Here is a 13,637-nt window from a genome sequence, read left to right as displayed (position 1 = left end):
TCCCGGGGGTCGGCAGCCGGTCAGGCGGGGGCCATGAGCTCCAGGGCGACGTTGTCGGGGTCCCGGAACTCGAGGATGTAGCCCTGCCCGATGTCCTTGACCCCCTCGTGCGGGATGCCGAGTGCGTCGAGGTGGCGGGCGGCGTCGTCGATGGCGTCCTTGGAGGTGACCTTGAGGCTCACGTGGTCCAGGCCGGTGCGGTCCTCGTCGAACCGGTCCTCGGCCACCGGGCGCAGACCCAGCAGCGTCGAGTCGTCGATGGCGTAGATGACCCCGCCGAAGGCGAAGTCGGGCTCACCGTCCTGCCCGTCGACCGCGACCGGCAGGCCGAACACCTGGTCGTAGAACTGCTTGGAGCGCGCGATGTCGGTGACGGTCAGGCGGACGTGGGCGTACCCGGTGGGTGTGATCGGCATGACCGGGGTGGTGCCCGATCCGGCCGCGCTCAACCGGATGCGTGCCGACGCACCCGTCCCGGCCGCCCGGCATGCTGGGCGGGTGGACTCCTTCACCCGATCCGGCCTGACCTTCGACGTGCGCGACGCCGGCCCGGCCGACGGCGAGCCGGTCGTGCTGCTGCACGGCTTCCCGCAGCACGCCGGCAGCTGGGACCGCGTCGCCCCCGGCCTGCACGGTGCCGGGCTGCGCACGCTGGCCCCCGACCAGCGCGGCTACTCCCCCGCCGCCCGGCCTCCCGGCCGCCGCGCCTACGTCGTCCGCGACCTGGTGGACGACGTCCGCGCGCTGCTCGACACCGCCGGTCTGGAGCGCGCGCACGTCGTCGGCCACGACTGGGGCGCCATGGTGGCCTGGGCGCTGGCCGCCTGGCACCCCGACCGGGTGTCCAGCCTGACCGCGGTCTCCGTGCCGCACCCCGCTGCGTTCACCAGGTCCTTCCTGACCAGCACGCAGGGCCTCAAGTCGGCCTACATGGCGTTCTTCCAGCTGCCCGGGGTGCCGGAGAAGGTGCTCACCCGCGGCAACGGCGCGTTCCTGCGCGACACCCTGGTGCGGTCGGGGCTGCCCCGGGGCGACGCCGAGGAGACCGTCGCCCGGCTGCGCCCGGCGGGGGCGCTCACCGCGGCGCTGAACTGGTACCGGGCGCTGCCGCTGGGGGCGAGTGACCCGGTGGGCCGGGTGCGGGTGCGCACGCTGCACGTCTGGAGCGACCGCGACGGGTTCCTCGGCCGGGCCGGCACCGAGGCCACGGCGCAGTACGTCACCGGCCCCTACCGCCTGGAGGTGCTGCCCGGGGTCACGCACTGGGTGCCCGAGACCGCCGGTGACCGGCTCGCCGAGCTGGTCACCGCCCACGTCCGGGGATGAGCGGCTGGAGCCGGGACGACGTCCTGGCCTACCGGGTCCGGGCCCAGCAGCTGGACCGCGACGCCGGCGGCACGGTGGCCGGCACCGCCGTCCTGGACCTCGGCGTGCAGGACACCGGACCGCCCGGCGCGGCCCGCTGGGCACTGGCCGTCCGCGGCCTGCCCGACCCGCCGGACGACGACCTGGTCACCGCCTGGACGCTGCGCGGCGCCCCGCACACCTACCGCCGCACCGACCTGGCCGGCGTCGCCGCGGCCACCTGGCCGTGGTCGGAGGCGGACGCCGCCAAGCGCATCTTCGACGGCGCCCGGCCACTGCGGGCCGCGGGCATCCCGGTCCTGGACGCCCTCGAGCACGTCGGGGCGCAGATGCGCGCCGTCGCCGCCCGGCCGACGGTCAAGGGCGACGTCTCCGGTGCGCTGCGCGACCGGCTGCCCGAGCCCTACCTGCGGTTCTGCCGCCCCTGCGACGCCGTGCACGCCTACGAGCAGACCTTCCGCCTCGCCGCGCTGCACGCCGGGCTGGTGCTGCAGCCGGGCACCTCTCCCCCGGTCCTGGAGCAGACCGGTGTCGAGCCCGCCGACGCGGTGCCCGAGCGGCTGGACGTCGTGCGGGCCTACCTGCGGCTGACCGGACCGGCGACCCCGAAGCAGGTCGCCACCTACGTCGACTCCACCGTGGCCGAGGTCAGGCGCCACTGGCCCGAGGACGCCGAGCCGGTCGACGTCGACGGCGAGCAGCGCTGGGTGCTGGCCGGGACGCAGCCGCCGGAGAGGGCCCGCACCACCCGGCTGCTGGCGCCCTTCGACCCCTACCTGCAGGTCCGCGACCGCGAGCTGCTGCTGCCCGACCGGCCGGCGAAGGAGCTCTGGCCGGTGCTGGGGCGGCCCGGCGCGGTGCTGGTCGACGGCGAGGTCGCCGGCACCTGGCGGCCCACCACCAAGGCCGGCCGGCTCGCCCTGGCCGTCACCCGGTGGCGGCCGTTCGACACCGCCGCGGTCGAGGAGCAGGCCGCACGGATGGCCGCCGCCCGCGGACTCGGGTCCGGCGGCGTGACCGTGGCCTGACCGGGTAGGGCCACGGGGTGACCTCACCAGCCGCCCCCGGCCACCTCGACGGGCAGACCGTCGCCGTCACCGGCGCCACCGGCAACCTGGGGACGGCGCTGCTGCGCCAGCTGTTCCTCACCGGTGTGCACCAGGTGCGCGGCCTGTCCCGACGCGAGCCCCCGGACTCCGCCCCGTACAGCTCGGTCTTCTGGACCCACGCCGACCTCGGCGACCCCGCCTCGGCCGGCCCGCTGCGGGGGTTCCTCGACCGGGCCACCACCCTGGTGCACCTGGCCTGGGCCCTGCAGCCCGGCCGCGAGCCCGACCGGCTGGCCCAGGTCAACGTCGACGGCACCCGCCGGGTGCTGTCGGCCGCGGCCGACGCCGGGGTGGACCACGTCGTGGTGATGTCCTCCCTCGGCAGCTACGCGCCCGGCAACCCGGCCGACCGGGTCGACGAGACCTGGCCGACCAGCGGCGTGCCCAGCTCCCAGTACAGCCGCGACAAGGTGGCCGTCGAGCAGGTCACCCGCGAGTTCGCCGCCAGCCACCCCGAGGTCGCCGTCAGCGTCGTCCGCCCCACCCTGGTGCTGCAGCCCGACGCGGCGAGCGAGATCGGCCGGTACTTCCTCGGCCCGCTGCTGCTGCGCGGCGCCCGCGCGCTCCCCGGCGCGGTTGCGTCGAAGCTGCCGCTGCCGCTGCCCGACAACCTGCACCTGGGCTTCGTGCACGCCGACGACGTCGCCGACGCCCTGCTGCGGATCGTCGACCGGCGGGCCGACGGCGCGTTCAACCTGTCCGCCGAGCCGGTGCTCGACCCCGACGGGTTCGCCGCGGCGCTGGGCACCACCCGCGTGCCGGTGCCCCGGGCGGTGCTGCGCGCCGGGTTGTCCGCGGCGTTCCACGCGCGGCTGGTGCCGACCGAGCCCGGCTGGCTGGACCTCGGCCTGGGTGTGCCCGCACTGGACACCACCCGCGCCCGCGAGGTGCTGGAGTGGTCGCCCCGGCACCCCGGGGACCGGTTGCTCGCCGACTTCGTCGCCGCGCTGGGCCGCGGCGAGGGCGGCCAGGGCCCGCTGCTGGCGCCCTAGGACCGGGCGGTCCAGGCCTCGGGGGCGTGGTCCACACCGGCGAAGGTGGCGGCCGCTGCCTCGGGGCGCAGCGCCACGAACAGGCCCTCGCCCTCGGCCAGCACGGTGCCCGGGTCGTCCGCGGCCACGATCCGGGCCCGGGCCGTCGACCGCCGTCCCTCGGTGCCGGCGACCTCGGCGTGCAGCAGGTGCTCGACCCCCAGCCGCACCGGCCGCCGGTAGGTCACCGTCAGCGTCGCGGTCAGCCCGCCGCGGCCGGCCGAGCGCAGCGCGCGGGCCAGCACGTGGTCCAGCAGCGTGGCGATGGTCCCGCCGTGCGCGAGCCCGGGCGGGCCCTCCAGCGCCTTGGGCACGGTGACCCGGGCGGTCACCGTGCCCCCGCCCTCGCTCTCCACCAGCAGCGGCGGGGCGACCGGGCTGCCGGGGCCGTAGACCGGGGAGTACCAGCGCTCGCCGGCCACCGGGTCGTCGACCGAGGCCACCTCGAACAGCCCCCGCCCGCCGGCGCGGAGCTCCGCGGCCAGCCGGCGGGCGGCGGCCGCGGCGGCGGCGAGGTCGGGTGCGGCGACCTCGGTGCGCACCGCGGCGTCCACCAGCTCGCGCAGCGCGGCGCCCAGGTCGGCGACGGCGGCCCGCCGCTCGTCGCGGGCGGCCCCGGTGAGCAGCTCAGCCACGCGCCATGCCCGCGGCCCGCAGCAGGCCCGAGCCCACGATGACCCGCTGCACCTCGCTGGTGCCCTCGTAGAGCCGGTAGAGCCGGGCGTCGCGGTAGAACCGCTCGACCGGGGTGGTGCGCAGGTAGCCCAGCCCGCCGTGCACCTGCACCGCGCGGTCGGTGGCCCGGCCGACCATCTCCGAGCAGAAGAGCTTGGCCGCCGACGGCCCGACAGAGGTGTCCTCGCCGGAGTCGTAGCGGGCGGCGACGTCGGTGACCATCGCCCGGCCGGCCAGCAGCTCGGTGTGCATGTCGGCGATCAGCGCCTGCACCAGCTGGAACCGCCCGATCGGCGCCCCGCCCTGCTTGGCGGTGGCCGCGTACGCGACCGACTCGTCCAGCACCCGCTGCGCCATGCCCACGCACAGCGCCGCGACGTGCAGCCGGCCGCGGGACAGCACGGTCAGCGCCTTGCTGTAGCCCCGGCCCTGCTCGCCGACCAGCGCGTCGGCCGGCACCCGGACGTCGTCCAGGAACACCTCGGCGGTCCAGGCCCCCGACTGGCCGGTCTTGCGGTCGTGCGGGCCGACCGTCACCCCAGGCGTGCTCGCCGGGACCAGGAAGGTGGAGATGCCGCGCCCGCCGGTCTGCTCGGGCTCGGAGCGGGCGAACACGACGAACAGGTCGGCGATGGGCGCGTTGGTGATGTACCGCTTGGCGCCGTTGATCACCCAGTCCTCGCCGTCGCGTCGGGCGCTGGTGCGCAGCCCGGCGGGGTCGGAGCCGGCCTCGGCCTCGGTGAGGGCGAAGGAGCCGATCAGCTCGCCCTCGGCCAGCCCGGGCAGCCACGCCTTCTTCTGCTCGTCGCTGCCGAAGCGGGCGATGACCTGGCCGGCGATGCCGTTGTTGGTGCCGAACAGCGACCGGAAGGCCGGCGAGGTGTAGCCGAACTCGAAGGCCAGCTGCACGTCCTCGGCCATCGTGACGCCGAGGCCGCCGAACTCCTCGGGCAGGGCGTAGCCGAACAGGCCCATCTCGGCGGCGGCGGCCCGCAGCTCGTCCGGGACGGCGTCGGTCTCCTCGATGCGCTCCTCGAGGGGCACGACCCGTTCCCGGACGAGCTCGCGGACGGCGGTGCGGACCTGGGCGAAGACGTCGGCGTCCATGCCCGCAGGTCTACCAGGCCGCGCAGGTCAGGCCAGGGCGTCCAGGCGCGCGACGTCCTCGGCCGAGAGGGTCAGCGACGCCGCCCCCAGGTTCTCGGTGAGGTGGTCGACGCTCTTGGTGCCGGGGATGGGCAGCACGACCGGCGAGGTCTGCAGCAGCCAGGCCAGCGCCACCTGCGACGGGGTGGCGTCCAGCTCGCGGGCGATGTCGGCCACCGGGCTGTCGGGCCTGGCCAGGTCGCCGGTGGCGATCGGGAACCAGGGGATGAACGCGATGCCCTCGGCGGTGGCGTGGTCGAGCACGTCCTGGGACTGCCGGTTGGTCAGGTTGTAGAGGTTCTGCACGCTGGCGATCTCGGTGATCTGCTGCGCCTGGCGCAGCTCGTCGAGGGAGACCTCGCTGACGCCGATGTGCCGGACCTTGCCCTGCTCCTTGAGCTCGACGAAGGCGCCGAGGGAGTCCGCGAGGGGCACCTGCGGGTCGATGCGGTGCAGCTGGATGAGGTCGATGCGCTCCACGCCGAGGTTGCGGAGGGAGAGCTCGACCTGCTGCTTCAGGTACTCCGGCCGGCCCACCGGGGGCCAGACGCCGGGGCCGGTGCGCGTCAGCCCGGCCTTGGTGGCGACGACCAGGCCGTCGGCGTAGGGGTGCAGCGCGTCGTGGATGAGCTGCTCGGAGACCTGCGGGCCGTAGGAGTCGGCGGTGTCGATGAAGTCCACGCCCTGCTCGACCGCGGCGCGCAGCACGGCCAGCGCGCCCTCGCGGTCGGCCGGCGGACCCCAGACGCCGTCGCCGGTGATCTGCATGGCGCCGTAGCCGAGGCGGTGGACGGTGAGGTCCCCGCCGAGGGCGAACGTGTCGGGGTGGGTGGTGGAGGAGGTCATGCCGGGTGCAGCAGCCTCCCGGTGCGCGGTGTTCCCGGGCCGGGGAGGAAGCTGGCCCGCGATGACGACGGGGGTGCGCGCACGCACGGCGGTGCCGGGCCTGCTGCTGGCCGGGGTGCTGCTGGTGGCGCTGAACCTGCGCGGCCCCCTGGTGGCGGTGGCACCGGTGGCCGGGGAGCTGCGCAGCGACCTGGCGGTGGGCGCCGGCACCGTGGGCCTGCTGACCTCCATCCCGGTGCTGCTGTTCGGCCTGGCCGCGCCGGTCGCGTCGTGGGTGATCGCCCGGGCGGGCACCCACCGCGCGGTGCTGCTGGCCATGCTCGGCGTGCTGGCCGGCACCGTCCTGCGGTCGGTCGGCGACGCGCGCACCGCGCTGGCCGGCACCGTGGTGCTCGGCCTGGCGATCACGGTGGGCAACGTCGTCGTGCCCGTGGTCATCGGCCGGGACTTCCCCGGCGCGACGAACGTGGTGACGGCGGCCTACACCGCGGCGCTGAACGTCGGCGCGACGCTGACCACCACGCTCACCGCGCCGGTCGCCGACGTCGTGGGCTGGCGGTGGGCGCTGGCCGCCTGGGGGCTGCTGGTCGGGCTGGCGTGCCTGGTCTGGACGGCGGGGCTGCGCCGGCAGGCCGCCCGGGCCGACGGCTCCGCGGGCCCTCCCCCGCCGGCCGGTCCGGTGCGGCCGGTGTGGCGGCAGCCGGCGGTGTGGGGGCTCACGGTCGCCTTCGCCGCGCAGGCGTTCAGCTACTACGGGGTGACCGCGTGGTTGCCGACCCTGCTGGCCGACGAGCAGGGCCTGTCCCGCAGCACCGCCGGGGTGAGCAGCGCGCTGTTCCAGGTCTTCGCCGTGGCCGGCGCCTTCGCCGTCCCGGCGCTGGTGCGGTGGTGGCGCCGGCCCGCCGCGGTGCTGCTGGCCGTCACGGCCGCCTGGGCGTTCCTGCCGGTCGGGCTGCTGACCGCCCCCGGCCTGTGGCCGGTGTGGTGCTCCGTCGCCGGCGTCGCGCAGGGCGGGGGCATCACCGTCGTGTTCATCGCGATCGTGGCCCGCTCGCGGGACCTGGTGGAGAACCGCCGGACCTCGGCGATGGTGCAGGGCGGCGGGTACGCGGTGGCGGCCACTGGCCCGCTGGTCGTCGGCTCGGTGCACGACCTCACGGGCGGCTGGACGGTGCCGATGCTGCTCGTGCTGGGTGCGATCGTGGTCATGGCCGTGGCCGGTGGGCTCTCCGCCGGGGGCCGGCAGCAGGAGGAGCGTGCACGTGGGTGAGATCGTCGTCGTCCGGCACGGCCAGACGGAGTGGAGCCTGTCCGGGCAGCACACCGGGGTCACCGACCTGCCGCTGCTCCCCGAGGGCGAGCAGCAGGCGCGGGCCCTGCGCGGGCCGCTGGCCGGCCGGTCCTTCGTCGAGGTGCGGGTGAGCCCCCGGGAGCGGGCCCGGCGCACCGCCGAGCTGGCCGGGCTGTCCACCGACACCGTCGACGAGGACCTGGTCGAGGTCGACTACGGCCGGTGGGAGGGCCGCACCACCCCCGACATCTCCGCGGAGCTCGGCCGCACCTGGTCGCTGTGGACCGACGGCACCGAGCCCGGGGACACCCCGGGCGAGACGCTGGCGCAGGTCGCCACCCGCTGCGACCGGGTGCTGGACCGGGTCCGCCCCCGGCTGGCCGACGGCGACGTCGCGCTGGTCGCCCACGGGCACGTGCTGCGCATCCTCACCGCCCGCTGGCTGGGCCTCGAGCCGGCGGCGGGGGCGCTGTTCGCGCTGCACGCGGGGTCCTTCGGCGCGCTGGGCCACGAGCACGACCGCGCGGTGCTGTCCGGCTGGAACCAGGCGGGCTAACCGGCCAGCAACTCGTCGGCGACGCGGGCCGGGCGGCCGAAGAGCCAGCCCTGGCCGAGGTCGACACCCAGCTGACGGGCCTGGTCGGCGCGGGCCTGGGTCTCCACGCCCTCGGCGACGACGACCGCGCCCAGGGAGTGCGCGACCTCCACCAGGCCGCCCACCACGGCCCGGGCGGCCGCGGTGTCCAGCCGGGCGACCAGCGCCTTGTCCAGCTTGACCACGTCCGGCCGCAGCGCCGACACCAGCGCGAGGCTGGACCAGCCCACGCCGACGTCGTCCAGCGCCACCCGCCAGCCCTGCGCGCGGTGGTGCTCCAGCACGGCGAGCAGGTGGCCGCGGTCGCGGGTGGCGTGCGCCTCGACGACCTCGAAGACCAGCTGACCGGGGGTGATGCCCGCCTCGCGCACGGCCTCCGCCGTCCCGGACAGGCACACCTCGGGGCGGACGACGGCCTCCGGGCTCGAGTTGACGAACAGGTCGGCACCGCCCAGCCACGCCCCGGCACCGGTGACGGCGGCCTCGCGGGCCCAGCGGTCCAGCCGGTCGCCCCAGCCGGCCGCCGCGGCGAGGAAGAACAGGTCGCCGCCGCCCACCTCCCGGCCGTCGACCCGCCCGCGCAGCAGCGCCTCGTAGCCGGTGGTCCGGCCGTCGGCGAGGTCCACGACCGGCTGGTAGACCGGGTACAGCTCGGCCTCGGCCAGCAGCCCGACCTCGACGGTGATGCCGCGGCGGGCCAGCTCCACCGACAGCGTCGGGGCGGTCATCAGCTGCGCGGCGACCGCGACGCCGTCGTCGTCCCCGGGGTCGCAGGCCACCCGGACCACGTCGGCCTCGGCGGTGGTCAGCTCCCGGGCCAGCCGGGCGAGCAGCCGGTCGAAGCGGGTGGCGTCCAGCGGGCTGCTGTCGTCGACGACGTCGACCAGCCCGGGCGCGGTCTCGGCGTTCAGGCCCAGCTCGGTGGCCGCACGGACGACGAGGGGCAGCACGTGCGGCACCGGGCTGGCCAGCAGCAGGCGGCCCACCCGGCCGGGCAGCGGGAAGCGCGGCTGCTCCTCCCGACGCGCCCCGGCCACGCCCGGGAGCATCGCCCAGGACGGCGCCCAGCGGTCCCAGGCGCGCGGGGACGGGGTCGATCGGCCCCCGACGTACCGGAACTCACATGTTGTGCACACCCAGGTGTGGAGCAACTACATCACTGAACGGTCTAAAGTCTCGGAACATGTCAGCCCCCACCCTCCAGGAGACCGCCCTGCCCAACCGCGGTGGCCGTCCGCGCGACCCCTCCCGGGACTGCGCCATCCGCGCCGCGATCCTGCGGCTGCTGGGCGAGGTGGGCTACAACGCCCTGACCATGGACGCGGTCGCCGCCGAGGCCGGCGTCGGCAAGGCGACCATCTACCGCCGCTGGCGGACCAAGTCCGACCTGGTCGTCGACACGATCACCGGCATGCAGGACGCCGAGGCCGAGGTGCCCGACACCGGGGACCTCGCCGGTGACCTGCGCGCGCTGCTGCGGTCACTGGTCGACCGGATCAACGGCCCGACCGGGTCGGCGACGCTGTCCCTGCTGTCCACCCTGCCGCACCAGCCCGAGCTGGCCGAGGCCTTCCGCACCGGCCCGCTGACCCGCTGGCGCAGCGCGCTGGCCACGGTGTGGCAGCGGGCCGAGGCCCGCGGCGAGGTCACCGAGGGCACCGGCCGCACCGCGGTCGCCCAGGCCGCGTCCGCGCTGCTGGTGCAGCGCTGGCTGATCACCCGCGAGCCGCTGGACGACGCCTACGTCGACGACGTGCTCGAGACCGTCGTCCTCCCGCTGGCCCGGGCGGCCACCCCCGCCTGACCGGCGGCACCGAGACCAACGGCCCGTCCTCTCCCCCCGGAGGGCGGGCCGTTGCCGTGCGCGGGGTCAGCCGGCGGCGAAGCGGCGCAGCCGCAGGCTGTTGGTCACCACCAGCACCGACGACGCGGCCATCGCCAGCCCGGCCAGCACCGGGTTGAGGAAGCCCAGCGCGGCCAGCGGGACCAGCGCCACGTTGTAGGCGAACGCCCACACCAGGTTGACCTTGATCGTGGCCAGCGTGCGGCGGGACAGCCGCACCGCGTCGGCCGCGGCGGCCAGGTCGGCGCGGACCAGGGTGATGTCGCCGGCCTCGATCGCGACGTCGGTCCCGGTGCCCATCGCCAGCCCGAGGTCGGCCTGGGCCAGCGCCGCGGCGTCGTTCACGCCGTCGCCGACCATCGCCACCACCCGGCCGCGCCCCTGCAGGTCGCGCACGACGTCGACCTTGCCCTCGGGCAGCACGCCGGCGACCACCTCGGTGGCCGGGTCCAGCCCGACCTCGCGGGCGACGGCCGCCGCGGCGCCGGGGCCGTCGCCGGTGAGCAGCACCGGGGACAGCCCCAGGTCGCGCAGCGCCCGGACGGCGGCCCGGCTGGTGGGCCGCACGGTGTCGGCGACGACCAGCAGGCCGCGCACCTCGCCGTCCACCGACACCAGGACGGCGGTCCGCCCCGCGTCGGCCGCGCGCGACGCGGCGTCGGCGAGCTCGGTGGGCACGTCGCCCTCGACGTCCCGGCCGACCTGCACGCGGTGGCCCTCGACGGTGCCGGTGACGCCGAGCCCGGGCCGGTTGGCGAAGCCCTCGACCTCGGGCAGCGGGCCGGGGACCCCGGCCACGACGGCCCGGGCGACCGGGTGCTCGGACGCCGCCTCGACCGCGGCGGCCAGCCGCAGCGCACCGGCGTCGCCGACCTGCTCGACCAGGGCCATCTCGCCGGTGGTGACGGTGCCGGTCTTGTCCAGCACGACGGTGTCGACGGTGCGGGTGGACTCCAGCACCTCGGGGCCCTTGATGACGATGCCCAGCTGCGCGCCGCGGCCGGTGCCCACCAGCAGGGCGGTGGGGGTGGCCAGGCCCAGCGCGCAGGGGCAGGCGATGACCAGCACGGCCACCGCGGAGGTGAACGCGGCGGAGACGTCGCCGGTGACCAGGAGCCAGGTGAGCAGGGTGGCCAGGGCGACCACCAGGACGACGGGCACGAAGACCGCCGACACCCGGTCGGCCAGCCGCTGCACCGGCGCCTTGCCGCTCTGCGCGGCGGTGACCAGCCGGCCCAGCGCGGCCAGCGTGGTCGCCGCACCCACCCGGTCGGCCTCGACGACCAGCCGGCCGCCGGCGACGACGGAGGCGCCGGTGACCCGGTCGCCCGGGCCGACCTCGACCGGCACGGACTCACCGGTCAGCATCGACACGTCGACCGCCGACGAGCCGGACACGACCACGCCGTCGGTGGCCACCTTCTCCCCCGGCCGGACGACGAACCGGTCGCCGACCGCGAGGGCGTCGACCGGCACCCGGACCTCGACGCCGTCGCGCAGCACCGCGGCGTCCTTGGCCCCCAGGGCCAGCAGCGCGCGCAGCGCGGCGCCGGAGCGGCGCTTGGCGCGGGACTCGGCGTACCGGCCGGCCAGCAGGAACACGGTGACCGCACTGGCCACCTCGAGGTAGACCTCGCTGCTGCCGGCGCCCTGCTCGGCGAGCAGGTGGAACTGCATGCGCATGCCGGGCTCGCCGGCCCCGCCGAGGAACAGCGCGTACAGCGACCACAGGTAGGCCGCGACGATGCCGATCGAGACCAGGGTGTCCATGGTGCTGGCGCCGTGCCGGGCGTTGACCGCGGCGGCGCGGTGGAAGGGCCAGGCGCCCCACACCGCGACCGGGCTGGCCAGCGTGAGCGCGAGCCACTGCCAGTTGTCGAACTGCAGCGGCGGCACCATCGACAGCAGCAGGACCGGCAGCGCGAGGGCGGCCGAGACGACCAGCCGCTGCCGCAGGTCGCGGTCCTCGGTGGGCTCGTCGTCCGGGGTGGGGGCGTCGTCCGCGGCCGGGGGCGCGGGCAGCGTCGCCGCGTAGCCGGCGGCCGAGACGGTGGCCAGGAGGGTGTCGGTGTCCACGGCGGCCGGGTCGTAGGTGACCGTGGCGGCCTCGGTGGCGTAGTTGACGCTGGCCTGCACGCCGTCGACCTTGTTGAGCTTGCGCTCGATCCGGTGGGCGCAGCTGGCGCAGGTCATGCCGGTGATGTCGAGCCGGACCTCCTCGCGGGGCCCGGCGGCGGTGGTCATGCCGCGCTGGCGGAGTAGCCGGCCTCCGCCACGGCCGCGCGCACCTGGTCGCCGTCGACGCCCTCACCGGTGACCCGCAGCGCGCCGCTGGCCAGGTCGACGTCGACGGCGGAGACGCCGGGGACCTCGGAGACCTCCTCGGTGACCGAGGCGACGCAGTGCTGGCAGGTCATGCCGGTGACGGTGAAGTCGAGGGTGCTCATGGGGGGTTCCTCCCGTCTCAGGACCGGACCAGCCGCGCGATGGCGGCGGAGGCCTCGGCGATCTTGGCGTCGGCGGCCGCGCCGTCGTCCTCGGCGCTGCTGGCGACCGCGTGGCGGACGCAGTGCCCGAGGTGGTCGTCGAGCAGCCCGAGGGCCACGGCCTGCAGCGCCTTGGTGGCGGCCGACACCTGGGTCAGCACGTCGATGCAGTAGGTGTCCTGCTCGACCATCCGGGAGATGCCCCGCACCTGGCCCTCGACGCGCTTGAGCCGCGCGAGCACCTGCTCCTTGTTGCCCTCGTAGCCGGCCATGCGGTCGAGGGTACCCCTAGGGGGTAGGGGTTACCAGCCGCGGGTGCCGGGCTCGCCCTTGAACGGGCCGACCACCTCGTCGGTGATCCAGCCGCCGTAGAAGTCACCGGCCTGGGCGCGCACGACCTCGCCGTCGACCGTGGCCCGGTCGAGCTTGGACGGGTAGAACGCCACCGCCCCGCGCAGGTGCCGGTAGCCCGGGGTCGGGTCCTCGTAGGACCAGCCGACGGCGGGGTACCGGGTGCCCTCGACCACGGCGTCCCAGTACGTGGCCACGCCCTTCCACTCGCACCAGCTCGCGCCCTCGCCGCGCTGGAGCACGCCGTCGGCGACGTCCTCGCGGGGGACGTAGTACACCGGCGGGTGGCTGGTCTCGCAGACCCGCGCCGCCCGGTCCGTGCTGGCGATCTCCACCCCGCCCAGCACGACCTGGACGCGGCGGGGCGTCACCTCGGCCGACGGGGGGCGGGGGTAGGCCCAGACGGACTCCTGGCCGGGGCCGACGGGGTCCGGGTGGGGTCCGGGGGCAGGGCGGCGGCCGGGGCGCGGGTGCATCACACCCGCCAGTGTGCGCGGTCAGCGCCGGGCGTGCCGGACCTTCTGCACCACGACGAAGGTGACGAACAGGCCGGCCGCGGCGAGGGTCGCCTGCCCGGCGGGGGTGCTCAGCCAGTGCTTGATGCGCTCCTGCGCCTGGGCCTGCAGGCGCTGCGGGCTGCCCCGGTGGACCAGCTGGTCCAGGGTGGCCGCCAGGGACTCGCGGGCGGCGTCGATCTCCTGCTGGATCTGCTCGGGGCTGCGGGGCACCCGCACAGCGTGCCACGTCCCGGTCCCCCGCACCGCTCCTAGACTCCGGGGCAGCGCGGGAGTGGTGTAACGGCAGCCACGCCAGGTTTAGGTCCTGGTGCCTTCGGGCGTAGGGGTTCGACTCCCCTCTCCCGCACGGTGTCCACCCGGACGGGTGAACGCGCTGGGGTC

At 76.2% G+C, this 13,637-nt stretch carries 16 protein-coding genes and 1 tRNA gene; 7 read left to right on the top strand and 10 right to left on the bottom strand.

All coding sequences use genetic code 11. The annotated features are described in order from the left end of the window. Window positions 1-20: 20 nt before the first annotated feature. On the bottom strand, window positions 21-416 hold the full coding sequence (locus tag BM158_RS16050) for a VOC family protein (protein ID WP_091561563.1): 396 nt from the start codon (window positions 414-416) through the stop codon (window positions 21-23). Between BM158_RS16050 and BM158_RS16045 the strand changes: the two genes are divergently transcribed. The 3 genes from BM158_RS16045 to BM158_RS16035 are packed head-to-tail and all read left to right on the top strand — an operon-like array spanning window position 415 to window position 3,466. Further along, window positions 415-1,326 carry an alpha/beta fold hydrolase gene (locus BM158_RS16045; RefSeq protein ID WP_229827847.1) on the top strand — a complete coding sequence of 304 codons (912 nt, stop codon included), beginning with the start codon at window positions 415-417 and terminating at the stop codon, window positions 1,324-1,326. The two genes, BM158_RS16050 and BM158_RS16045, sit on opposite strands and share 2 nt — an antisense overlap. Continuing rightward, a complete protein-coding gene (locus BM158_RS16040) occupies window positions 1,323-2,393 on the top strand; it encodes a winged helix DNA-binding domain-containing protein (protein WP_091561559.1) in 1,071 nt (356 codons plus the stop codon). The genes BM158_RS16045 and BM158_RS16040 overlap by 4 nt, the downstream gene beginning before the upstream one ends. Before the next feature lie 17 nt (window positions 2,394-2,410). Further along, window positions 2,411-3,466, top strand: a complete 1,056-nt coding sequence (locus BM158_RS16035; RefSeq protein WP_091561556.1) for an NAD-dependent epimerase/dehydratase family protein — start codon at window positions 2,411-2,413, stop codon at window positions 3,464-3,466. Here BM158_RS16035 and BM158_RS16030 read toward each other — a convergent pair. From BM158_RS16030 to BM158_RS16020, 3 genes are read right to left on the bottom strand one after another with little or no spacing between them, the layout of a single operon-like run. Continuing rightward, window positions 3,463-4,140: a PaaI family thioesterase gene (locus BM158_RS16030; RefSeq protein ID WP_091561553.1), complete on the bottom strand. Its 678-nt coding sequence runs from the start codon at window positions 4,138-4,140 to the stop codon at window positions 3,463-3,465. The two genes, BM158_RS16035 and BM158_RS16030, sit on opposite strands and share 4 nt — an antisense overlap. Continuing rightward, window positions 4,133-5,287, bottom strand: a complete 1,155-nt coding sequence (locus tag BM158_RS16025; RefSeq protein ID WP_091561549.1) for an acyl-CoA dehydrogenase family protein — start codon at window positions 5,285-5,287, stop codon at window positions 4,133-4,135. Before BM158_RS16025 ends, BM158_RS16030 begins: the two co-directional genes overlap by 8 nt. A gap of 27 nt (window positions 5,288-5,314) precedes the next feature. After that, entirely contained in the window at window positions 5,315-6,172 is an 858-nt protein-coding gene (locus BM158_RS16020; RefSeq protein ID WP_091561546.1) for an aldo/keto reductase, read from the bottom strand. Between the two features lie 61 nt (window positions 6,173-6,233). Between BM158_RS16020 and BM158_RS16015 the strand changes: the two genes are divergently transcribed. Both BM158_RS16015 and BM158_RS16010 read left to right on the top strand, forming a co-directional pair. Next, complete coding sequence (locus tag BM158_RS16015; RefSeq protein ID WP_091561543.1) at window positions 6,234-7,442, top strand: MFS transporter; 1,209 nt, start codon at window positions 6,234-6,236, stop codon at window positions 7,440-7,442. After that, complete coding sequence (locus BM158_RS16010) at window positions 7,435-8,019, top strand: histidine phosphatase family protein (protein ID WP_091561539.1); 585 nt, start codon at window positions 7,435-7,437, stop codon at window positions 8,017-8,019. The genes BM158_RS16015 and BM158_RS16010 overlap by 8 nt, the downstream gene beginning before the upstream one ends. Here the strand turns inward: BM158_RS16010 and BM158_RS16005 are convergent. Continuing rightward, complete coding sequence (locus tag BM158_RS16005; RefSeq protein WP_229827848.1) at window positions 8,016-9,095, bottom strand: EAL domain-containing protein; 1,080 nt, start codon at window positions 9,093-9,095, stop codon at window positions 8,016-8,018. The two genes, BM158_RS16010 and BM158_RS16005, sit on opposite strands and share 4 nt — an antisense overlap. Before the next feature lie 146 nt (window positions 9,096-9,241). Between BM158_RS16005 and BM158_RS16000 the strand changes: the two genes are divergently transcribed. Then, entirely contained in the window at window positions 9,242-9,862 is a 621-nt protein-coding gene (locus tag BM158_RS16000; protein ID WP_091561534.1) for a TetR/AcrR family transcriptional regulator, read from the top strand. Between the two features lie 66 nt (window positions 9,863-9,928). Here the strand turns inward: BM158_RS16000 and BM158_RS15995 are convergent, their stop codons facing one another. The 5 genes from BM158_RS15995 to BM158_RS15975 all read right to left on the bottom strand — a co-directional run bounded on the left by BM158_RS15995 (window position 9,929) and on the right by BM158_RS15975 (window position 13,466). Further along, window positions 9,929-12,145: a heavy metal translocating P-type ATPase gene (locus BM158_RS15995; protein ID WP_091561531.1), complete on the bottom strand. Its 2,217-nt coding sequence runs from the start codon at window positions 12,143-12,145 to the stop codon at window positions 9,929-9,931. Then, the gene (locus BM158_RS15990; protein ID WP_091561528.1) at window positions 12,142-12,348 is read right to left on the bottom strand and encodes a heavy-metal-associated domain-containing protein; all 207 of its coding nucleotides are present in this window, start codon (window positions 12,346-12,348) and stop codon (window positions 12,142-12,144) included. The genes BM158_RS15995 and BM158_RS15990 overlap by 4 nt, the downstream gene beginning before the upstream one ends. 17 nt (window positions 12,349-12,365) lie before the next feature. Continuing rightward, on the bottom strand, window positions 12,366-12,659 hold the full coding sequence (locus tag BM158_RS15985; RefSeq protein WP_091561526.1) for a metal-sensitive transcriptional regulator: 294 nt from the start codon (window positions 12,657-12,659) through the stop codon (window positions 12,366-12,368). A gap of 30 nt (window positions 12,660-12,689) precedes the next feature. After that, complete coding sequence (locus BM158_RS15980) at window positions 12,690-13,109, bottom strand: DUF427 domain-containing protein (protein ID WP_229827849.1); 420 nt, start codon at window positions 13,107-13,109, stop codon at window positions 12,690-12,692. Window positions 13,110-13,235: 126 nt separating this feature from the next. Next, window positions 13,236-13,466 (bottom strand): DUF3618 domain-containing protein, encoded by a 231-nt coding sequence (locus tag BM158_RS15975; RefSeq protein ID WP_091563184.1) that lies wholly within the window; start codon window positions 13,464-13,466, stop codon window positions 13,236-13,238. 55 nt (window positions 13,467-13,521) lie between these two features. Between BM158_RS15975 and BM158_RS15970 the strand changes: the two genes are divergently transcribed. Further along, window positions 13,522-13,602, top strand: a tRNA-Leu gene (locus tag BM158_RS15970). Window positions 13,603-13,637 lie beyond the last annotated feature (35 nt).

The sequence above is a fragment of the Klenkia taihuensis genome, assembly GCF_900112525.1.
GTDB classification, from domain to species: domain Bacteria; phylum Actinomycetota; class Actinomycetes; order Mycobacteriales; family Geodermatophilaceae; genus Klenkia; species Klenkia taihuensis.
Note: the sequence above shows the minus strand (reverse complement) of the source record. Positions and strands in the feature narration are given on the sequence as shown.